At 66.8% G+C, this 21694-nt stretch carries 17 protein-coding genes; 15 read left to right on the top strand and 2 right to left on the bottom strand.

Annotated features, from left to right (window positions below):
* Positions 1 to 36 precede the first annotated feature (36 nt).
* The 11 genes from AWC12_RS12535 to smc all read left to right on the top strand — a co-directional run bounded on the left by AWC12_RS12535 (position 37) and on the right by smc (position 13502).
* Positions 37 to 3474, top strand: a complete 3438-nt coding sequence (locus AWC12_RS12535) for a pyruvate carboxylase (protein WP_085174663.1) — start codon at positions 37 to 39, stop codon at positions 3472 to 3474.
* A complete protein-coding gene (gene rsmD / locus AWC12_RS12530) occupies positions 3471 to 4040 on the top strand; it encodes a 16S rRNA (guanine(966)-N(2))-methyltransferase RsmD (protein ID WP_085174661.1) in 570 nt (189 codons plus the stop codon). The genes AWC12_RS12535 and rsmD overlap by 4 nt, the downstream gene beginning before the upstream one ends.
* A 53-nt stretch (positions 4041 to 4093) precedes the next feature.
* On the top strand, positions 4094 to 5476 hold the full coding sequence (locus AWC12_RS12525; RefSeq protein ID WP_085174659.1) for a cytochrome P450: 1383 nt from the start codon (positions 4094 to 4096) through the stop codon (positions 5474 to 5476).
* Between the two features lie 31 nt (positions 5477 to 5507).
* The gene (coaD, locus tag AWC12_RS12520; protein ID WP_024449145.1) at positions 5508 to 5990 is read left to right on the top strand and encodes a pantetheine-phosphate adenylyltransferase; all 483 of its coding nucleotides are present in this window, start codon (positions 5508 to 5510) and stop codon (positions 5988 to 5990) included.
* Between the two features lie 137 nt (positions 5991 to 6127).
* Positions 6128 to 6865 (top strand): cell division protein SepIVA, encoded by a 738-nt coding sequence (gene sepIVA / locus AWC12_RS12515; RefSeq protein WP_024449146.1) that lies wholly within the window; start codon positions 6128 to 6130, stop codon positions 6863 to 6865.
* A 65-nt stretch (positions 6866 to 6930) separates the two neighbouring features.
* Positions 6931 to 7548, top strand: coding sequence for a YceD family protein (locus tag AWC12_RS12510; protein ID WP_085174657.1), 618 nt, complete (start codon positions 6931 to 6933; stop codon positions 7546 to 7548).
* Positions 7545 to 8246: a ribonuclease III gene (rnc, locus tag AWC12_RS12505; protein WP_024449148.1), complete on the top strand. Its 702-nt coding sequence runs from the start codon at positions 7545 to 7547 to the stop codon at positions 8244 to 8246. Before AWC12_RS12510 ends, rnc begins: the two co-directional genes overlap by 4 nt.
* Entirely contained in the window at positions 8239 to 9114 is an 876-nt protein-coding gene (mutM, locus tag AWC12_RS12500; RefSeq protein ID WP_085174655.1) for a bifunctional DNA-formamidopyrimidine glycosylase/DNA-(apurinic or apyrimidinic site) lyase, read from the top strand. The genes rnc and mutM overlap by 8 nt, the downstream gene beginning before the upstream one ends.
* Positions 9115 to 9197: 83 nt before the next feature.
* Positions 9198 to 9623 carry an OsmC family protein gene (locus AWC12_RS12495; protein WP_024449150.1) on the top strand — a complete coding sequence of 142 codons (426 nt, stop codon included), beginning with the start codon at positions 9198 to 9200 and terminating at the stop codon, positions 9621 to 9623.
* Entirely contained in the window at positions 9607 to 9891 is a 285-nt protein-coding gene (locus tag AWC12_RS12490) for an acylphosphatase (protein ID WP_024449151.1), read from the top strand. The genes AWC12_RS12495 and AWC12_RS12490 overlap by 17 nt, the downstream gene beginning before the upstream one ends.
* A 26-nt stretch (positions 9892 to 9917) precedes the next feature.
* A complete protein-coding gene (gene smc, locus AWC12_RS12485) occupies positions 9918 to 13502 on the top strand; it encodes a chromosome segregation protein SMC (RefSeq protein ID WP_085174653.1) in 3585 nt (1194 codons plus the stop codon).
* An 85-nt stretch (positions 13503 to 13587) separates the two neighbouring features.
* Here the strand turns inward: smc and fni are convergent, their stop codons facing one another.
* Positions 13588 to 14613 (bottom strand): type 2 isopentenyl-diphosphate Delta-isomerase, encoded by a 1026-nt coding sequence (gene fni, locus AWC12_RS12480; protein ID WP_085174651.1) that lies wholly within the window; start codon positions 14611 to 14613, stop codon positions 13588 to 13590.
* A 28-nt stretch (positions 14614 to 14641) separates the two neighbouring features.
* On the opposite strand from fni, the gene ftsY reads away from it, so the two are divergent.
* From ftsY to AWC12_RS12460, 4 genes are all read left to right on the top strand, one after another.
* On the top strand, positions 14642 to 16072 hold the full coding sequence (gene ftsY / locus AWC12_RS12475; protein ID WP_085174649.1) for a signal recognition particle-docking protein FtsY: 1431 nt from the start codon (positions 14642 to 14644) through the stop codon (positions 16070 to 16072).
* A gap of 186 nt (positions 16073 to 16258) precedes the next feature.
* Positions 16259 to 17632 (top strand): ammonium transporter, encoded by a 1374-nt coding sequence (locus AWC12_RS12470; protein ID WP_036466080.1) that lies wholly within the window; start codon positions 16259 to 16261, stop codon positions 17630 to 17632.
* Between the two features lie 35 nt (positions 17633 to 17667).
* Positions 17668 to 18006, top strand: a complete 339-nt coding sequence (locus AWC12_RS12465) for a P-II family nitrogen regulator (RefSeq protein WP_011779408.1) — start codon at positions 17668 to 17670, stop codon at positions 18004 to 18006.
* An 81-nt stretch (positions 18007 to 18087) separates the two neighbouring features.
* Positions 18088 to 20559: a [protein-PII] uridylyltransferase gene (locus AWC12_RS12460; RefSeq protein WP_085174647.1), complete on the top strand. Its 2472-nt coding sequence runs from the start codon at positions 18088 to 18090 to the stop codon at positions 20557 to 20559.
* 19 nt (positions 20560 to 20578) lie between these two features.
* Here AWC12_RS12460 and AWC12_RS12455 read toward each other — a convergent pair.
* The coding region (locus AWC12_RS12455) for an HNH endonuclease signature motif containing protein (protein ID WP_133057333.1) at positions 20579 to 21694 on the bottom strand (1116 nt) is incomplete at its 5' end.

Here is a 21694-nt window from a genome sequence, read left to right as displayed (position 1 = left end):
CCTCTGTGAGATCAACCAGCAAGGTTAAGGTGAACCGTGGCTGGTCGGATAACAAAGGTTCTTGTCGCCAACCGTGGTGAAATCGCGATCCGTGCGTTTCGCGCCGCCTACGAGATGGGCATCGCGACGGTGGCGGTGTACCCGCACGAGGACCGCAACTCGCTGCACCGCTTGAAAGCCGACGAGTCCTATCAAATCGGTGACGTCGGCCATCCCGTCCGGGCGTATCTGTCGGTCGACGAGATCATGCGTGTGGCCCTGGAGGCGGGTTGTGATGCCGTGTATCCCGGATACGGCTTCCTGTCCGAGAATCCGGAGCTGGCGGCCGCATGCGCGGCGGCGGGCATCACCTTCGTCGGGCCGAGCTCACATGTGCTGGAACTGACCGGCAACAAGGCGCGCGCGATCGCGGCGGCCCGCTCAGCGGGCCTGCCGGTGCTGACGTCTTCGGAGCCCTCGGCGTCGGTGGACGAACTGGTCGCCGTCGCCGAGTCGATGGAATTTCCGCTGTTCGTCAAGGCGGTTTCCGGCGGCGGCGGACGCGGCATGCGCCGCGTGGCCGAGCGCGCCGCCCTGGCCGAGGCGATCGAAGCCGCCAGCCGCGAAGCGGAGTCGGCATTCGGCGATGCGACGGTCTATCTGGAGCAGGCGGTGCTCAACCCGCGCCACATCGAGGTCCAGATCCTGGCCGACGGCGACGGCAACGTCATGCACCTGTTCGAGCGCGACTGCAGCGTGCAGCGCAGGCACCAGAAGGTCATCGAGCTGGCCCCGGCGCCGAACCTGTCGGAGGAGCTGCGGCAGAAGATCTGCGCAGACGCCGTGGCTTTCGCGCGCGAGATCGACTACACCTGCGCAGGCACGGTCGAATTCCTGCTCGACGAACGCGGGCATCACGTGTTCATCGAATGCAATCCGCGCATCCAGGTGGAGCACACCGTCACCGAGGAGATCACCGACGTCGACCTGGTCGCCAGCCAGCTGCGTATCGCGTCTGGGGAGACGCTCGCCGACCTCGGCCTGAATCAGGACGACCTGATCATCCGCGGTGCCGCGATGCAGTGCCGGATCACCACCGAGGACCCGGCTAACGGTTTCCGGCCCGACACAGGACGGATCACGGCTTACCGCTCACCCGGCGGTGCCGGTATCCGGCTGGACGGCGGCGCGGTGCTCGGAGCCGAGATCGGTGCCCACTTCGACTCGATGTTGGTCAAACTCACTTGTCGCGGAAGGGATTTCGCGACAGCGGTGGCGCGCGCCCACCGCGCGCTCGCCGAATTCCGAGTACGCGGCGTCTCGACGAACATCCCGTTCCTGCAGGCGGTCATCGACGATCCGGACTTCCGGGCCGGCCGAATCAGCACGTCGTTCATCGACGAACGGCCACAGCTGCTGACCTCCTACACGCCGGCCGACCGCGGCACCAAGATCCTGAACTACCTGGCCGACGTCACGGTGAACCAGCCGCACGGTCCCCGCATGTCGACGGTCTACCCGCAGGACAAGCTGCCCGACATCGACCTCAACTCGATGCCGCCGCGGGGCAGCAAGCACTTGCTGTCGGAGGTGGGGCCCGAAGCCTTCGCGCGGTGGATGCGCGAGTCGAAGTCGGTAGGGGTCACCGACACCACATTCCGCGATGCCCACCAGTCGTTGCTGGCCACGCGGATCCGTACCTCAGGGCTGCTGATGGTCGCGCCGTACATCGCGCGGATGACACCCCAGCTGCTCTCAATCGAATGTTGGGGCGGCGCAACGTATGACGTCGCGCTGCGCTTCCTCAAGGAGGATCCGTGGGATCGGCTGGCCGCGCTGCGCGAGGCCGTGCCCAACATCTGTCTGCAGATGCTGCTACGCGGCCGTAACACGGTCGGATACACGCCGTACCCGGAGTCGGTGACCCACGCCTTCGTCCAAGAAGCCACAGCCACGGGCATCGACATCTACCGCATCTTCGACGCCCTCAACAACGTCGATTCGATGCGCCCGGCGATCGACGCCGTGCGCGAAACCGGAACTGCCGTCGCCGAAGTCGCGATGTCCTACACCGGTGACCTGTCAGATCCGGGAGAGAACCTCTACACGCTCGATTACTACCTCAAGCTCGCCGAGCAGATCGTCGACGCAGGCGCACACGTGCTGGGCATCAAGGACATGGCGGGCCTGTTGCGACCCCAGGCGGCCGACATGCTCGTGCGCGCGCTGCGCAGCCGCTTCGATCTTCCCGTCCACGTGCACACCCACGACACGCCGGGTGGGCAGCTGGCGACGTACTTGGCAGCGTGGCAGGCCGGTGCGAGTGCGGTTGACGGCGCCTCATCGCCACTGGCGGGGACGACGAGCCAGCCTGCGCTGAGTTCGATCGTCGCGGCCACCGCGCACACCGAGTACGACACGGGGTTGTCGTTGTCGGCTGTGTGCGACCTCGAGCCCTACTGGGAAGCGCTACGAAAGGTGTACGCGCCCTTCGATGTAGCGTTGGCTGGACCGACGACGCCGACCGGCCGGGTGTATCACCACGAGATCCCCGGCGGGCAGCTGTCGAACCTTCGGCAGCAGGCCATCGCGCTCGGTCTCGGAGACCGCTTCGAGGAGATCGAAGCCAGCTACGCGGCAGCTGACCGCATCCTCGGACGTCTGGTCAAGGTCACTCCGTCGTCAAAGGTCGTCGGCGATCTGGCGCTGGCTCTGGTCGGTGCAGGTGTGTCAGCCGACGAATTCGCCGCTGACCCTGAACGTTTCGACATCCCGGATTCGGTGATCGGGTTCTTGCGCGGCGAGTTGGGAGACCCGCCGGGCGGTTGGCCGGAGCCCCTGCGGACCAAGGCGCTGGCCGGACGTGCGCCCGCCAAACCGCAGGAGGATCTGTCCGCCGAGGACTCCGCGGCGCTCGCCGAGGCGGGCCCGAAGCGGCAGGCGACGCTGAACAGGTTGTTGTTCCCCGGCCCGACCAAGGAATTCGAGGCACATCGCGAGCTCTACGGCGACACCTCGACCCTGTCGGCCAACCAGTTCTTCTACGGGCTGCGTCACGGCGACGAACATCGCGTCCAGCTGGAACGAGGCGTGGAGTTACTCATCGGTCTGGAAGCCATCTCCGACCCTGACGAGCGGGGCATGCGCACCGTGATGTGCATCCTGAACGGGCAGCTGCGGCCGGTTGTCGTCCGCGACCGCAGCGTCGCCAGCGACGTGCCCGCCGCCGAGAAGGCGGATCGCACCAACTCCGACCACGTCGCGGCGCCGTTCGCGGGTGTCGTCACGGTGAGCGTGGCTGAAGGTGACCGCGTCGAAGCCGGCCAGACGATTGCGACCATCGAGGCGATGAAGATGGAGGCTGCGATCACCGCGCCCAAGGGCGGCACCGTGGGTCGGGTGGCCGTCGCGGCCACCGCACAGGTCGAGGGAGGAGATCTGCTGGTGGTGATCGGCTCTCCCGGCGGCGGCGAGTCGTCCGGAGAATCGTCCTGACCCGTATCGTCGCGGGGGCCTTCGGGGGCCGCCGGATTGCGGTACCGCAGCAGAAGCAGGGTCGAGGCACCCGCCCCACAACCGATCGGGTGCGTGAAGCCCTGTTCAACCTGCTGTCCGCGCGCATTGATTTCACCGGCATCAGCGTGCTCGACCTCTACGCGGGCTCGGGTGCGCTCGGTCTCGAGGCGCTGTCGCGCGGAGCAGACTCAGCGTTGTTGGTGGAATCCGATTCGCGCGCGGCGGCGGTGATCGAGCAGAACATCGCATCGCTTGGGGCAACCGGTGCGGTGGTACGCAGGGGCAACGTAGCGACAGTGCTGGCTGCCGGTGCGCCGAGACCCGCCGACCTGATCCTGGCCGATCCGCCCTACGAGCTCGGCGACGCACAGGTCGCCGAGGTCGTGTCGGCGCTCGTGACCGGCGGGTGGGCCGCCCCGGGCACGGTCGCCGTCGTCGAACGGCCCGTCTCGGGTAAGGAGATCGACTGGCCGGACAACTGGTCGGCATGGAAGTCCCGCAAATATGGCGACACCCGGATCGAGATGGCCTCGATCAGCGACTGATCTCATCCGTTCGGTTGAGGACGCACACGACGAGACGATGTTGGCTGTCGCCTATGGCGAGTACGACAACTGTTCAGGAGTCGGCAGTGGACTCACTGCCGCCGGTGCCTCTCAATCCGCTGCCGCGGCAGCGTCAGGCGGCGGCGCTGCGCAACTTCCACACGGGCCCAGAGGTCCTCCGCGATGCCGGAGGCCCGGTGACCCAGCTCAAACTCGCTCCGCGGTGGCTGATGCCACCCGTGGTGGTGGCCACCTCGCCGCGCGGCATACGTGACATCCTCGGTCGCCCCGGCGCGCTGGTCGACAAGACGCTCGTGCATGCGGAAATGCGACACCTGTTGGGCAACAACCTGTTCGATCTGCAACACGACGAATGGCTGCCACGGCGACGAGCTTTGCAGTCGGTTTTCACGAAGAAGCGAGTGGAAGAGTTCGGAAGCCACATGGCTGCGGCGGCGGAGACGATCTCTGACGGTTGGGCCGACGGTGCCCAGATCGATCTCGACGGTCAATGCCGCCGACTCACACTGCGCGCGCTCGGACGGTCGGTGCTGGGCGTCGATCTCGATGAGAAGGCCGATTCGATCGCGGCGCCGATCGAGGTCGCACTGTCCTATGTGGCCAACCGAACCGCTTCCCCGGTCAAAGCTCCGCGCTGGCTGGTGACGCCGGCGCGGCGCCGCGCACGTGCCGCCGGTGCGGTTCTGCGCACGCTGGCGATCGAGATCGTTCAGGCGTGCCGAACGGATCCGTCGCACGACGCACCGTTGGTGCGCGCCATGATCGACACCGTCGACCCCGACACCGGGCAACCTCTGTCCGACCACGAGATCGCCGACGATCTGATGGCCTTCATGATCGCCGGCCACGACACGACTGCAACGACACTCGCCTACGCCCTGTGGCAGTTGGGTAGGCATCCGGAGTTGCAGGATAAGGTGCTGGCCGAGGCTGTCGCGGTGGGGGATCGCGGCAGCCTCGGCCCAGCCGACGTGGGACAGCTCGGCTACACGGTGGCGGTACTGCGCGAGGCTTTGCGGCTCTGTCCGCCGGCACCGTCCACAAGCCGGGTGGCAGTGCAGGACATCGCGATTGACGGCCACCGTGTCGAAGCGGGCACCATGCTCGTCGTCGGCATCTACGCGGTGCAGCGTGATCCGACACTGTGGGACGCGCCGCTGACGTTTGATCCCGGCCGCTTTGCCGATGGTGCGACGAAGGGGCGGGATCGCTGGCAGTACCTACCCTTCGGCGCGGGACAACGGTCGTGCATCGGAGATCACTTCGCCATGCTCGAAGCGACCTTGGCCTTGGCCACCATTGTCCGTGACACCGAGATCACCTCCATCACAGACGATTTCCCGGTCAAGGTGCCGTTCACCATGGTCGCGGGGGCGCCGATCCGCGCGGTGATGCGGCGACGTCGGACAACCTAGCGCACCACAATGCCTGCTACGGTCAGACGTCATGAGCGGTGCGGTGTGCCCTGGATCCTTCGATCCCGTGACCCTCGGCCACGTCGACATCTTCGAACGGGCGGCCGCACAGTTCGACGAGCTCGTCGTCGCCGTCATGGTGAACCCGAACAAGACGGGGATGTTCACTCTCGACGAGCGGATCGGGTTGATCGAGGAGTCCACCACCCACCTGTCGAACGTGCGGGTCGAATCGGGGCAGGGCCTGATCGTCGACTTTGTGCGGGAGCGTGGGCTCACCGCCATTGTCAAAGGACTGCGCACCGGCACGGACTTCGAGTACGAACTGCAGATGGCGCAGATGAACAAACACATCGCGGGCGTCGACACGTTCTTCGTCGCGACCACGCCGCAGTACTCGTTTGTGTCGTCATCGTTGGCCAAGGAGGTCGCCACGCTCGGCGGCGACGTGTCGGCGCTGCTGCCGGCGCCGGTCAACGATCGCCTCATGGTCAAGCTGGCCAAGCGCGGCTGAGGCGTTCCCGAGGGCTCGGCCACCCGACAATCGACCCTTCTGCGCGATCCGAAGGCGACACACCGACCGGAAAATCGAGTCACACGCGTAACACCAGGCACACTAGTCACTGTCAACTATGCCTGGAGGGTGTCGCCGTGTACCGAGTTTTTGAAGCTCTCGATGAATTGGGTGCGATCGTCGAAGAAGCCCGCGGCGTGCCGATGACGGCAGGCTGCGTGGTGCCCCGCGGTGATGTCCTCGAATTGATCGACGACATCAAGGACGCCATTCCTGGCGAACTCGACGACGCACAGGACGTCCTCGATGCGCGCGACTCGGTGCTGCGTGAAGCCAAGGACCATGCGGATTCGATGGTGTCCACGGCCAACGCCGAGGCCGATTCGATGGTCAACCATGCCAGGGCCGAGGCCGACCGCCTGCTCGCCGACGCCAAGTCTCAGGCCGACCGGATGGTCGCCGAGGCGCGCCAGCACAGCGAGCGCATGGTGAGCGAGGCGCGCGAGGAAGCGGCCCGGCTCACCGCGACGGCCAAGCGTGAGTACGAGGCCAGCACGGGACGCGCGAAGTCCGAGGCCGACCGGCTCATCGAGAGCGGGAACCTGGCCTACGAGAAGGCCGTCCAGGAGGGCATCAAGGAGCAGCAGCGGCTGGTGTCACAGACCGAGGTGGTCGCGACGGCCACCGCGGAGGCCACCCGGATGATCGATTCGGCGCACGCCGAAGCCGACCGGCTGCGCGGCGAATGCGACATCTATGTCGACAGCAAACTGGCGGAGTTCGAGGACTTCCTCAACGGCACGATCCGTTCGGTCGGGCGCGGGCGCCACCAGCTGCGCACATCGGCGGGAATGCACGATTACGCAGCAAGGTAGCCCTCTGCGATCTCAAGACAGGCACGCCCAGGAATTCGCCACTGAGCCCACCGTACGATACGGGCATGGCGACGCACGTTAACGCGGCGGCGCACCGAAAATCACGGTCGCCCCTGGTGATCGACATCTCCCGGCTGGGCCGACGTCCGGGTTCGATGATCACCGTCGAGTCCACCGTCCCCAGTCCTGCGCGCATCGGGCTCGAGTTGATCGCCATCGACGAAGGCGCCCCGATGAATCTGAACCTGCGCATGGAGTCTGTCTCGGAAGGTGTGCTGGTCACCGGAACCGTCTCGGCGCCCACGTCCGGCGAATGTGCACGCTGCCTCAGGCCTGTCACCGGTGAGGTGGAAATCGACCTCACCGAGCTTTTCGCGTATCCGGACAGCACTACCGACGAGACGACCGAGACCGACGAGGTTCCCCGTGTCGGCCGTGACGGCGGTGCCGAGACCGTCGACCTTGAGCAATCGATCATCGACGCCGTCGGGCTCGCCCTGCCGTTCTCGCCGTTGTGCGATCCAGACTGTGCGGGGCTGTGCGCCGACTGCGGTGTGGCGCTGGCCGACGCGGAACCCGGTCACCACCACGAGAAGATCGATCCGCGATGGGCGAAGCTGGCCGAACTGCGCGAGCCGACCACCGAGCTTCGCGAGCAGAGCGCCGACGAGGGCGAGTCGTGACGGTGGACCGCGCGCTTCTGCTCGAAGCGCTCGGCGTCGAACTGCCCGAGGAGCTGCTGACCACCGCGCTGACCCATCGCAGCTACTCCTATGAGAACGGCGGCGTGCCCACCAACGAACGCCTGGAGTTTCTCGGGGATTCGGTGCTGGGGCTGACGATCACCGAGGAGCTCTACCACCGGCACCCCGACCGCTCCGAAGGTGACTTGGCCAAGCTGCGCGCCAGCATCGTCAACACCCAGGCGCTCGCGGACGTCGGTCGCAATTTGTCGCCCCACGGCCTGGGTGCCTATCTGCTTCTCGGCCGGGGAGAGGAGAACTCGGGCGGCGCGGGCAAGTCCAGCATCCTGGCCGATGGCGTCGAATCACTCTTGGGCGCAATCTATTTGGAACACGGGGTGGAGGTTGCGAGGCAGGTCATCCTGCGACTGTTCGCCGACCTGCTCGACACCGCACCCACCCTCGGCGCCGGACTGGACTGGAAGAGCAGCCTGCAGGAGCTGACCGCGTCGCGGGGGCTCGGTGCACCTGCCTACCTGGTGACGTCGACGGGACCCGACCACGACAAGGAATTCACCGCCATCGTCCTGATCGGCGAGAAGGAGTGCGGCCGGGGCGTCGGCAGGACGAAGAAAGAAGCAGAGCTCAAAGCCGCGGCGGCCGCGTGGAACGCGCTGATGTCGGAACCGGATGCCTGAACTTCCCGAAGTCGAGGTCGTGCGTCGGGGGCTGGCCGCGCACGTCACCGACAAGACGATCACCGCTGTGCGCGTTCATCATCCGCGTGCGGTGCGGCGCCACGAGGCCGGGCCCGCCGACCTGACCGCGCGTCTGCTCAACACCACGATCACCGGGACAGGCAGGCGTGGAAAGTACTTGTGGCTGACGCTCTCGGATCACAGCGCTCTGGTGGTCCACCTCGGGATGAGTGGCCAGATGCTGCTCGGGCCACGCACGCAAGGAGCAGAAGGCGCTTCGGTGCCCAACGAGAATCATCTGCGCATCGCCGCGCTACTGGACGACGGCACCACTCTGAGCTTCGTCGACCAGCGCACCTTCGGCGGCTGGATGCTGGCCGACCTCGTCGACGTCGACGGCACCGAGGTTCCCACCCCCGTCGCCCATATCGCCCGCGATCCGCTGGATCCGCTGTTCGACCGCAACAGCGTGGTGGATGTGTTGCGGCGCAAGCACTCCGAGATCAAGCGCCAGCTCCTCGACCAGACGGTGGTCTCCGGCATCGGCAACATCTACGCCGACGAGTCGTTGTGGCGGGCGAAGATCAACGGCGCACGGCTGGCCTCGGGAATCTCGAAGGCCAAGCTCGCCGCGTTGCTCGACGCGGCCGCCGACGTGATGACCGACGCGCTGGGTCAGGGCGGCACGTCGTTCGATTCGCTCTATGTGAACGTCAACGGGGAGTCCGGCTACTTCGATCGTTCGCTGGACGCCTATGGCCGCGAGGGCGAACCGTGCCGGCGCTGCGGCGCAATCATGCGTCGCGACAAATTCATGAACCGCTCGTCGTTCTACTGCCCGCGCTGCCAGCCCCGACCCCGCGTCTGACCGCGGAATAGCATTCCTGGCTGTGGTCGGGCCCGCGGGCACAGCCAGGAATGCTATTCCGCGGGACGTTGTAGAAATAGGGCGTGACCGAACTATGGGTGGAGCGCACCGGCGTGCGCCGCTATACGGGACGTAGCACGCGCGGCGCCGAGGTGCTGGTGGGTTCTGAGGATGTCGAGGGCGTGTTCACCCCCGGCGAGCTGATGAAGATCGCGCTGGCGGCCTGTAGCGGGATGTCGAGCGATCAACCGTTGCGCCGGCGCCTGGGCGACGACTACGAGGCGACGATCCGGGTATCCGGGGCCGCTGATCGCGAGCAAGAGCGCTACCCGCTGCTCGAAGAGATGCTCGAAGTCGACCTGTCGGGACTCGGCGACGAGGAGAAGGCGCGGTTGCTGACTGTCGTCGAGCGGGCCATCGACACCGTGTGCACCGTGGGGCGGACGTTAAAGGCCGGGACTGAAGTGACATTTGGGGTTACTGAGGTGAAAAATGTTGGGGGAAAGTGACGTTCGGCTCACCGCTTGGGTGCACGGTCATGTGCAGGGGGTGGGTTTCCGCTGGTGGACGCGGTCGCGCGCGCTCGAACTGGGGTTGACCGGCTACGCGGCGAACAAGGCCGACGGACGCGTGCAGGTCGTCGCTCAGGGCCCTCGGGACGCCTGTGAAAGGCTGCTTGACCTGCTCGAAGGTGGCAACACCCCCGGTCAGGTCGACAAGGTGATCTCCGACTGGTCGGAACCGGCCGACGCGATTGCGGGCTTCACCGAGAGGTGACGTTGTCGACGGTAGGGTAACGCGTCATGCATCTGAAGAGTCTGACGCTGAAGGGCTTCAAATCCTTCGCTTCGCCGACGACTCTGCGGTTCGAGCCGGGCATCACGTGCGTCGTCGGTCCCAACGGGTCCGGTAAGTCCAACGTCGTCGACGCCCTCACCTGGGTGATGGGCGAGCAGGGTGCCAAGACGCTGCGCGGCGGGAAGATGGAGGACGTCATCTTTGCGGGGACGTCCTCGAGGGCGCCGTTGGGCCGCGCCGAGGTGACGTTGACGATCGACAACTCCGACAATGCGTTGCCGATCGAATACTCCGAGGTGTCAATCACCCGCCGGATGTTCCGTGACGGTGCCGGTGAGTACGAGATCAACGGCAGCCGTTGTCGTTTGGCGGATGTGCAGGAGTTGCTCAGCGACTCCGGCATCGGCCGCGAAATGCACGTCATCGTCGGTCAGGGAAAGCTCTCGGAGATTTTGGAGTCCCGGCCGGAAGATCGCCGCGCCTTCATCGAGGAAGCGGCGGGCGTGCTCAAGCACCGCAAGCGCAAGGAAAAGGCGGTCCGCAAGCTCGACTCGATGTCGGCCAACCTTGCCCGACTCACCGACCTGACCACCGAGCTGCGCCGTCAGCTCAAACCCCTCGGGCGACAGGCCGAGATGGCGCGCCGCGCCCAGACGATCCAGGCCGACCTTCGCGACTCCCGGTTGCGGCTGGCCGCCGACGACCTGGTCACCCGGAAGGCCGAGTTCGACGACACCAACCAGGCCGAGACGACATTGCGCCGCGAGCATGACGAGCTCAGCGAGCAGTTGGAGGCCAGGGCCCTCGAACTCGAGGCCCACGAGAGCGCGGTCGAGGACCTGAGCGAGCGCGCGGACTCCGCCCAACAACGATGGTTTCGGCTCTCGGCTTTGGCCGAGCGGGTGAGCGCGACGGTACGCATCGCCAGCGAGCGGGCCCAGCACCTCGACGCCGAACCCGATTTCTCCGCCGGGCCCGACCCGGACGAGCTGGAATCCCAGGCCGAGGCCGTCGCCGAGCAGGAGCGCGAGCTTCTCGCAGAGCTGGCCGAATCCCAGGCCAGGCTTGAATCGACGCGTGTCGAGCTGTCCGAACGCGAGCAGGCGGCTGCCGAGGCCGAACGGGCCCACATGGCTGCCGCCCGTGCAGAGGCCGATCGCCGCGAGGGCCTGGCGCGGCTTTCCGGGCAGGTTGACACCATGCGCACCCGCGTCGAGTCGGTCGACGAGACAGTGGCGCGGTTGACCGCGAACATCGACGAGGCAGCGGCCCGCGCCCAGCAGACGCAGGCGGAGTTCGAGACCGTGCAGAGCCGCGTCGGCGAACTCGACGCGGGCGAGGTCGGCCTCGACGAACACCACGATCGCACCGTCAGTGCGCTGCGTCTGGCCGACGAACGCGTGGCCGAGCTGCAGTCGGCCGAAAGGGCTGCCGAACGGCAGGTCGCTTCCCTTCAGGCGCGCATCGACGCACTGTCGGTCGGTCTCGACCGCAAGGACGGTGCCGCCTGGCTTCAGGAAAATCACGGTGGCGCAGGGCTTTTCGGATTCATTGCCGACCTGGTCAAGGTGCGCTCCGGGCACGAGGTGGCGATCGCCGCGGTGCTCGGTGCTGCCGCCGACGCTCTTGCGGCAGAGAACGCCGGTGCAGCGCGGGCCGCGGTGGCGGCACTGAAGGAATCCGACGGCGGCCGCGCCGCGATCGTCTTGGGAGACTGGCCATCTCAGGCCCCGGTGTCGGGTCAGCTGCCCGCAGGTGCGTTGTGGGCGGTGGATCTGGTTGAGCCCGCGCCCCGCGTGCAGGGTGCTGTCACAGCCATGCTGGCCGGTGTGGCCGTGGTGCCCGACCTCGCCTCGGCTTTGGAACTTGTTGCCGCACAACCACAGTTGCGTGCCGTCACCGCCGACGGTGACCTGGTGGGGGCGGGCTGGGTCAGTGGTGGTTCGGATCGCAAGCCCAGCACACTGGAGATCGCCTCCGAAGTCGACAAGGCGCGCAACGAGCTCGCCGACGCCGAACGGCAGGTCAGGGAGCTGTCAGCGGCGCTGTCCGGTGCCGTGGCCGAGCAGTCGTCGCGCCAGGACGCCGCTGAGCAGGCGCTGGCCGCCCTGAATGAGTCCGACGCCGCAATCTCGTCCATCTACGAGCAGCTCGGAAGGCTCGGGCAGGATGCGCGCGCCGCCGACGACGAATGGCAGCGGCTGATCAAACAGCGCGACGAGCTGGAGGCGAGCCGTAACCGCACGGTGCAGGAACTCGCCGAGCTCGAAACGCGGCTGCACAACGCTCAGCAGGAGCCGACCTTCGACGTGGAGGTCGTCGACCGCACGGAGTCGACAGCCGCCGCGGAGGCGGCACGGTCGGCGGAGGTCGAGGCGCGTCTGGCGGTTCGCACCGCCGAAGAGCGTGCCAATGCCGTTCGCGGACGGGCTGATTCGTTGCGTCGGGCCGCGGTGGCGGAGCGCGAGGCGCGGGCGCGGGCGCAGCGGGCGCGAGAGGCACGCGTGCGTGCGGCCGAGATGGCCGCCGCCGTGGCCGAATCAGGCAGGATCGTCGCGCAACGCCTGGGCCAAGCGGTGGCCGTGGCGTCGCGCATCCGCGACGAGGTTGCCGCCGAGCGTCAAGTCCGCGCCGGCGCACTGACCAAAGCCCGCGAAGAGGTCACCGAGCTCACCTCGCGGATCACAGCGCTCACTGACTCGCTGCACCGCGATGAAGTAGCCAAAGCGCAGGCGGCACTGCGCATCGAGCAACTCGAACAACAGGTACTCGAACAGTTCGGCATGGCGGTGGCCGACCTGATCTCCGAGTACGGACCCGACGTCCCGTTGCCGCCGTCCGAGCTCGAGATGGCCGAGTACGAGCAGGCCAAGGAACGCGGTGAACAGGTCACCGCACCCGCGCCGATGCCCTATGACCGGCCGACGCAGGAGCGGCGGGCCAAGCGCGCCGAGAAGGAGCTGCGAGAGCTCGGCCGCGTGAACCCCCTTGCCCTGGAGGAGTTTGCGGCGCTGGAAGAGCGCTATAACTTCCTTTCGACTCAGCTCGAGGACGTCAAGGCGGCCCGCAAGGACCTTCTTGACGTCATCGCCGACGTCGACACGCGCATCCTTCAGGTCTTCACCGAGGCCTACATGGATGTGGAACGCGAATTCACCCAGGTGTTCTCGACGTTGTTCCCCGGCGGCGAAGGCAGGCTGCTGCTGACCAATCCGAGCGACATGCTGACCACCGGCATCGAGGTCGAGGCCCGCCCGCCGGGGAAGAAGATCAAACGGCTTTCGCTGTTGTCCGGCGGCGAGAAGTCACTGACCGCGGTGGCGATGCTCGTCGCGATCTTCCGGGCGCGCCCCTCGCCGTTCTATGTGATGGACGAGGTCGAGGCCGCGCTCGACGACGTGAACCTGCGCCGCCTGATCAGTCTGTTCGAGCAGCTGCGCGAGCGCTCGCAGCTCATCGTCATCACCCACCAGAAGCCGACGATGGAGGTCGCCGACGCGCTGTACGGGGTGACGATGCGCGGCGACGGCATCACAACGGTCATCTCGCAGCGCATGCGTGGCCAGGAGCTCGTCGCCAGCCCGTCCTGACCGACGGAAGCCTTCGCCGAGTGTGCGTCCAGGGCGAACATTCGGCTCATTTTCGGCCCTCAACGCACATTCGTCGTCTGGCCGCTCAGGCCGGAGTCACCCCGTGTTCGCGCAGCGCCTTGAGGTTGCCGGCCCCGCACCCGTGCAGGCACACGAGCAATTCCTCGATGAAACCTTGCAGCCAATCTGCTACGGCAGCAGCCGATTCGACTGCGGGCGCAAGCAGCGGCCGGGCAATCGCCACCACCTCGGCGCCCATCGCAAGCGCTTTCGCGGCGTCCATGCCGGTGCGAATACCGCCGGAGGCGACGAGCGGGACGTCGGGGAGCAGCGCCTTGACCTCGGTGAGTGCCTGCGCGGTGGGGATGCCCCACTCGGCGAGTTCCGGATAGCGGACCTCGCCGTATCGGACGAACTGCTCGATGCGCGCCCATGACGTCCCGCCCGCACCGGCGACGTCGATCGCGGCGACAGGGCAGTCGGCGAGTTGGGCGGCGGCAGCAGCTCCGATTCCGTGGCCGACCTCTTTGAGCATCACGGGATAGCCGATCGAGCCCGCCACCTCGCGCAGGCGCGCCATTGACCCCGAGAAGTCGGTGTCACCGTTGTGCTGCATCGCCTCCTGGAGCGGGTTGGCATGCACCGCAAGAGCATTGGCGCCGACACGGTCCAGCACCTTCGCAAGCACCGATGCCGGCGACGTCTGCAGCTGTGCCATGCCGATGTTGCCGACCAGCAGCACGTCGGGTGCCACGCCGCGGACGTCGAAGCTCGCGGCGGCGACGGCGTCGTCGATCATGACGCGCTGCGAGCCGAGCATCATGCCGACGCCAAGTTGCTGAGCCGCTGCCGCGAGATTGCGGTTGATGATGCCGGACAGCTCCGCGCCGCCGGTCATGGCTCCGATGAGGACCGGCGCGCTCAAGCGCGACCCGAGAAACTCGGTGCTGAGGTCCACGGCGTCGAGATCGGTCTGGGTCAACGCGTTGTACGGCAGCCGATAGCGCTCGAATCCGGTGGTCAGCGTTTGGTAATCGACCGGTTCGGTGAGGCAGACGTCGATGTGGCGGCGCTTGCGGTGCCGCATCACGGACCCGGGGTCAGGCGTCACGGGTTATGCCCCCTGAGACAATGGCACGGTGAGTGAGGGTCTCTGGATCGCGATTGCGGTCATCGCCGTTCTGCTTGTCGCCGCGCTCGTCGTGGGCCTGGTGCGATACCGCCGCCGCAGGATCAGCCTGTCGGAACCGGACACTGCTACTCCCATCGATCGCTCTGGCGGCTACACCGCCACGTCCAGCATCACTTTTACACAGTCGGCGCCCCCCAAAGCCCCGGTGACCCCGCCCGAAGCGCCCGAGCGCCCTCAGCGACTGGATACCAGCGGCCTACCTGCCGTCGGCGATGATGCCACCATCCCGCGCGACGCGCCCAAACGGCCCATCGCCGACGTCAGGCTGCCCGAACCGCCCGTTGTGGAGCGCGAACCCGTCGCCGCGCCCGAGCCTCCGGTCGAGGAAGTCGACGTTGCGCCGGTCGAGACGCCCGAACCGGTCACTGAGGTCACTGACGTCACTGAGGTCACCGAACCCGTCGCCGAACCTGTCACCGAAGTGGCGGCGCCCGCCGCCCCGCAGATCGACACCATCGCACCTACGGAAGGCCGCCTGGATCGCCTACGCAGTCGGCTCTCCAAGTCCCAGAACACGCTGGGGCGCAGCATGCTGGGACTGCTCGGCGGCGGCGACCTCGACGAGGACTCCTGGGAAGAGGTCGAGGACACCCTGCTGATCGCCGACCTCGGGCCGGTGGTCACCGAGTCCGTGATCACCTCGCTGCGGGCCAAGATGGCGAGCAGTCGGGTGCGCACCGAGGCCGATGCGCGCGCGGTGCTGCGGGAGGTGCTCATCGCCGAACTCCAGCCCGCCCTGGAGCGTTCGATCCGGGCCCTGCCGCACGCCGACAAGCCCTCTGTCCTGCTCGTCGTCGGAGTCAACGGCACCGGAAAGACGACGACCGTGGGCAAGCTCGCCCGCGTCCTGGTGGCAGACGGACGTCGCGTCGTGCTCGGTGCGGCCGACACCTTCCGTGCCGCGGCCGCCGATCAGCTTCAGTCCTGGGCGTCGCGCGTGGGCGCACAGGTGGTGCGAGGACCCGAAGGCGCCGATCCCGCGTCGGTGGCCTTCGACGCCGTCGACACGGGGATAGCCACGGGCGCCGATGTCGTCGTTGTCGACACCGCGGGCCGGTTGCACACCAAGACCGGCCTGATGGATGAGCTTGGCAAGGTCAAACGGGTGGTCAGCAAGCGCGCCGAGGTCGACGAGGTGCTCCTGGTGCTCGACGCGACGATCGGCCAGAACAGCCTGCCGCAGGCGCGCGTGTTCGCCGAAGTCGTCGACATCACCGGTGTGGTTCTGACCAAGCTGGACGGGACTGCCAAGGGCGGCATCGTGTTCCGCGTGCAACAGGAACTCGGGGTGCCGGTCAAGCTCGTCGGCCTGGGGGAGGGACCGGACGATCTGGCGCCGTTCGAGCCGGCCGCATTCGTCGATGCTCTGCTCGGTTAAACACCGAATTTCGGTGTGCGGGCGTGAATTTTTGCTGTTCACGCCTGATGAAACATGAGCGTAACGGCGTAGGCGTGTCCGTTCACCTGCGTGAAACACAACAGAATCACAGGTGAAACGCTTGCAAAAGAGTCTCTTCGGGAGGCCGATCACGGTCGGCCGCCATCCCAAGGAGGTTCACACAAAGTGGCATTCGGCTTACACGACGCGGTCCTAGCCATACCGGACGAGAATTTTCTGCCCTTCGCGGAGGGCGGCCTCAGTGCCGGTGACACGGCCTGGGTGCTGACGTCAGCCGCACTGGTGTTGTTCATGACACCGGGGCTCGCGTTCTTCTACGGCGGTCTGTCCCGCCAGAAGTCCGTCCTCAACATGATGATGATGTCGTTCGGATCGATCGGTGTCGTCAGCGTCATCTATGTGCTGTGGGGCTACTCGATGTCCTTCGCCTCCGCGCACACCGGCGAGAGCGACTTCTTCGGCGTCTTCGACAATCCGTTCTCCTTGTTCGGCCTCAGTCAGTTGACAGAGGTTCGTGAAATCGACGGCGTCGACACCTTCGTCTCCGGTGGCTTCGGGACGGTGCCCGCCATCGTCTGGGTGGCGTTCCAACTCACCTTCGCGGTGATCACCGTCGCACTCATCAGCGGCGCAGTCGCAGAGCGCATGAAGTTCGGCACCTGGCTGTTGTTCGGCGGAATCTGGGTCACCCTGGTGTACTTCCCGCTGTCGCACATGGTTTGGGGTGGCGGTCTGCTGTCGGGAGCCGAAGACGGTATCGCTGCCAAGCTGTTCGGCGTCGACGAAGAAGGCGCGGCCAACGTGTCGCCGATCGACTTCGCCGGCGGCACCGTGGTGCACATCAACGCCGGTATGGCGGCGCTGGTGTTGGCGATCCTGCTGGGCAAGCGCGCCGGGTTCGGCAAGACCGCCTACCGTCCGCACAACATCCCGTTCGTGATGCTGGGTGCCGCCATCCTGTGGTTCGGATGGTTCGGCTTCAACGTGGGGTCTGAGGGCGCTGCCGACATGCTCGCCGGCGCGGTGTGGGTCAACACGACCGCTGCCACGGCGGCCGCGATGCTGGGCTGGCTTCTGGTGGAACGTATCCGCGACGGTCACGCCACCAGCGTCGGCGCCGCATCGGGCATCGTGGCGGGATTGGTTGCGATCACCCCGGCCTGCGGTTCGCTCAGTGCGATCGGCTCGTTGATCCTCGGTGCTATCGCCGGTGTGCTGTCAGCGCTTGCCATCGCTCTGAAGTACAAGTTCGGCTACGACGATTCGCTCGACGTCGTCGGTGTTCACCTCGTCGCCGGCTTGTGGGGCACCATCGGTATCGGCTTCCTGGCCACCGAAACCGGCCTGTTCTATGGGGGCGGGGTCCAGCAACTGGTCGTGCAGGTGGTGATCGCGCTGGTAGCCGTCATCTTCACCGCCGTGATGACCGCCATCATCGCGTTCGTCGTCAAGCCGCTGGGTTGGCGGGTGTCCAGGGAGGACGAGGACACTGGTATTGATGAGACCGAACACGCCGAAACGGCTTACGAGCTCGCCTGACCGGCGACAATTTCATCGGAAGGGATCATCTACACATGAAGCTGATAACAGCGATCGTCAAGCCGTTCACGCTGGAAGATGTCAAGACCGGTCTTGAGCAGACAGGCATTCTCGGAATGACCGTCAGCGAGGTTCAGGGCTACGGGCGGCAGAAGGGGCACACCGAGGTCTACCGCGGCGCGGAGTATTCGGTCGACTTCGTGCCCAAGGTCCGGGTGGAGGTCGTCGTGGACGACGCCGCTGTGGACAAAGTGGTGGACGTCATCGTCCAGGCCGCGCGTACGGGAAAGATCGGCGACGGCAAGGTCTGGGTGAGCCCGGTCGAAACCGTTGTCCGGGTGCGTACCGGCGAGCGCGGGGCTGATGCCCTTTGATCCGTATCGTGGAATGAGAGGTCGTCTCCCGGCAGTTGCGCCGTGTGAGTACTGGATCGTCAAGTGCCGGGAGGACAACTCGTGAAGAATTCGAAATCGCAGCCCGCCGCCGGCGCTTCCCGTTGGGAGCGTCCGGCGGCGGTCTCGTCACGTCCGGCAACCGATCTCGTCGCCGCCGCGGAACAGTTGTTGGCGGGCAGCGCACGCCAACTCGACTCGGCGGCGTTGCGCGATGCGCTCCTGGACCTGCACGACTTCTGGCTCAACACCAAGGCAACCGAAATCGGGATCACCGCCACGAGTGGTTTTGCGATCGTCGCCACGGGCAGTCTGGGCCGCGGTGAACTGCTGCCATACTCCGATCTGGACCTCATGCTGTTGCACGACAACATGCCTGACGAGATCGTCGGCGAGGTCGCCGAACTGCTCTGGTACCCGTTGTGGGACGCCAACATTCGCATCGACCACAGTGTGCGAACTGTGCCGGAGGCGCTTCGCGTCGCCGGGGAGGACATCTCAGCCGGACTGGCCATGCTCGAAGCCAGGCACATCGCCGGAGACGGCGACCTGTCCGCGTTGCTCATCGGCGGCGCGCGTCGCCAGTGGCGGACCGGAATCGCGTCGCGATTCGACGAACTGGTGGAACACACCAGGGCGCGGTGGCAGCGCAGCGGGCAGATCGCACACCGCGCCGAGCCCGACCTCAAGTGCGGCAGAGGCGGTCTGCGTGACGTTCAGCTTCTCAACGCGTTGGCGATCGCGCAGCTCGCCGACGTCTACCCGAGCCGCTCCCTGGCCTCGCCGACCGAAACCCTTGGCGAAGCGCACCTTTCGCTGCTGAATGTGCGAACCGAATTGCACCGCGTCGCCGGCCGCGATCGGGAATTGCTGCTGGCGCAGCATGCCGACGAGATCGGCGCCGCGCTTCGCATCGGGGACCGCTTCGACCTCGCGCGTGCGCTGTCCGATGCGGCACGCACCGTCAGCTTCTACGTTGACGCCGGAATCCGAACGGCGGCCAACGCATTGCCGCGTCGGGGGCTGTCCGCACTTCGCAGGCCGGTGCGCCGTCCGCTGGACGAGGGTGTCGTCGAGTTCGCCGGAGAGGTCATCCTCGCGCGGGACGCCCGGCCGGAACGCGATCCCGGTCTGATCCTGCGCGTGGCGGCCGCATCTGCCACCACCGGGCTGCCGATTGCGGCGTCGACGCTGAGCCGTCTGGTCGAGGCCGCCCCCGAACTGCGCACCCCGTGGCCGAGGCAGGCGCTCAAGGACCTCTTGGTCATGCTCGCCGCGGGACCGTCCGCGGTCAGCACGATCGAAGCGCTCGACCGCACCGGACTATGGGGCAGACTTTTCCCTGAGTGGGGCGCGGTCCGCGACCTCCCGCCTCGCGATGTGGTGCACATCTGGACGGTGGACCGGCATCTGGTCGAAACAGTCTCGCGGGCAAGCGCGTTCACCACCAGGGTGTCCCGGCCCGACCTGTTGCTGCTGGGCGCGCTGGTACACGACATCGGGAAGGGCCGCGGCGGCGATCACAGCATCATCGGCGCCGAGCTGGCCCAGCAGATCGGCAGCCGCCTCGGTCTGTGGCCCTCCGACATCAAAGTCCTGTCTCAGGTGGTACGGCACCATCTGCTGTTGCCGCACACCGCCACTCGGCGCGACCTCCAGGATCCCGCCACCATCGCCGCGGTGGTTGACGCGCTCGACGGAGATCTCGTCGTCCTCGAATTGCTGCACGTACTGGCCGAGGCGGATTCGCTGGCGACCGGTCCCGGCGTGTGGGGCGACTGGAAGGCATCGCTGATCGGTGACCTGGTCCGCCGCTGCCGGCTGGTGATGGCCGGCGAGCCGCTGCCTCAACCCGATCCCGTGGAGCCGCGGTTCCTATCGCTCGCGGGTGACGGCGTGCACGTCGAGCTGACACCCGCCGACACCGCGCACATCTTCAATGTGACCATGATCGCGCCCGACAGCCGCGGGCTGTTGTCGAAAGCCGCCGGGGTGTTGGCGCTCAACTCACTACGCGTGCACTCGGCATCGGTCAACGGGTATCAGGGCTCCGCCATCAACACCTTCGTGGTGTCACCGCATTTCGGGTCGCCGCCCGCGGCCGAATTATTGCGCCAGCAACTGATTCTCGCGATCGAGGGCGACCTTGATGTCATGGGAGCGCTGGAGAAGAAGGAGAAGGAGAGCGCGAATACGGGCCGCGCCGGCGAGATTCGGGCCGCTGTCCCCATCAACGCTCCCGCCGCGCCGCCCCGGGTGCTGTGGCACGAGGGGGCCGTCGAGGGGCGAGCGGTCGCCGAGATCCGTGCCACCGATCGCGCCGGGTTGCTCGCGGTGCTCACAGGTGTCTTCGAACGTGCGGGAGCCGATATCGAATGGGCGAAGGTGACGACGCTGGGATCGTCGGTGGTTGACGCTTTCGGAATTGTCCTGCCCGAGGCGGACACCGAGGTGAGGCGAAAGATTGAGCGGGAGTTGTTCGAGGTGCTGCCCGCGCCACCGGCACAGCCGAAGCCGGTCGAGGAAGCCAGCTAAGTCTGGGTCGGCGGACCCGTCAGAATGGTGGTGGTTTGTTGCGTTCGGCGACGTAGGCGTCGTTGAGTGCGCGTTCGGCTTTGATGCGGTAGCGGATTGTTTTGGCGCGGTTGCGTTGTCGCCGCGTGGGCATGGTGCGGATCTTGTGCGCGCTGGTGGGTGGTTGGGCGGGGAGGTTGACGGGGGCGCTGGTGGTGTTGACGGTGGGGAACAGCAGCGCGCTGCCGGGTCGGGTGGTGTAGGTGCGTCCTGCCGGGGTGGTCCAGATGATGGTGCCGTCGGGATGCTGGACCTCTGACCAGCCCGCCCAGAAGGTTTTGGCGAGGTGGTGTTGGCGGCACAGCAGTTTGCCCGCTGAGGCGTGGGTGGGGCCGACCGGCCAGGGGGTGGTGTGGTCGAAATCGGCGTAGGCGGCGGGGCGATCACATTGCGGGAAGCGGCAGGTCAGATCCCGCGCCCGAACCCATTCGTCGAGGGCGGTGCTCGGTCGGTATCGGTTCTGGGGGTTGATTCCCGGCGGGGTCAGATGTCTGAGGGTGGCCCCGGTGGCGATGCGGGCGGCGATTTCTTCGGCGGGCACATGACCGAAGCCGACGATGACTCCCGGCGGGGGCCGTAGGAACGCGGCACGCCGATCGGGTTCATCGGTCACCTCGCTGCCCTCGGCGCTGGGCTGCGCAGAACTGCCTTCAGGAGCGTCACCGTGCTCGGCCTCATCCCCGTGTTCAGGGGTGTCGCTGCCCTCGGCGGCATCCTTCATCGCGGCGTTGTTGAGGGCGCGGCATTGGGGGTCTTCGCCGTTGGTGAGCGGGTCGGGCTGGGCGGTGAGGGCGGCGTGTTCGGTGTAGATGTGGACCACCACCGCCGAGCCGCGGCCGTCATCCACCGCTGCGGGGCAGTCAGGGGTGCCGCATTCACAGGCCAGATGAAAGAACCCGGCCCCGATCGCGCCGTGGGCGTCAGCGCGGCGCTGATCCAGCGTGCGCGGATCCTGCGGGCATACGCCGTGGGCCATCACGGTGAGGCGGCGCCAGTACAGGGCGGCATCAGGGCCTTTGAGGCGGGCGATGATCTCGGTGACGCCCTCTGTGCTTTCGGTGATGCTCACCCCGCGGTCGCGGACCCGGGCCCGGGT

The organism is Mycolicibacterium iranicum, assembly GCF_002101705.1.
GTDB classification, from domain to species: domain Bacteria; phylum Actinomycetota; class Actinomycetes; order Mycobacteriales; family Mycobacteriaceae; genus Mycobacterium; species Mycobacterium iranicum.
The sequence above is the reverse complement of the archived record's forward strand: the minus strand, read 5'-3'. Positions and strand labels throughout refer to the sequence as shown.

Bases quoted from the DNA above. Each gene is read 5' to 3' on its own strand.
- coaD (WP_024449145.1), top strand. From the start codon at position 5,508: ATGAGCGGTGCGGTGTGCCCTGGATCCTTCGATCCCGTGACCCTCGGC.
- AWC12_RS12510 (WP_085174657.1), top strand. From the start codon at position 6,931: ATGGCGACGCACGTTAACGCGGCGGCGCACCGAAAATCACGGTCGCCC.
- AWC12_RS12490 (WP_024449151.1), top strand. From the start codon at position 9,607: ATGTTGGGGGAAAGTGACGTTCGGCTCACCGCTTGGGTGCACGGTCAT.
- mutM (WP_085174655.1), top strand. From the start codon at position 8,239: ATGCCTGAACTTCCCGAAGTCGAGGTCGTGCGTCGGGGGCTGGCCGCG.
- AWC12_RS12525 (WP_085174659.1), top strand. From the start codon at position 4,094: ATGGCGAGTACGACAACTGTTCAGGAGTCGGCAGTGGACTCACTGCCG.
- AWC12_RS12465 (WP_011779408.1), top strand. From the start codon at position 17,668: ATGAAGCTGATAACAGCGATCGTCAAGCCGTTCACGCTGGAAGATGTC.
- smc (WP_085174653.1), top strand. From the start codon at position 9,918: ATGCATCTGAAGAGTCTGACGCTGAAGGGCTTCAAATCCTTCGCTTCG.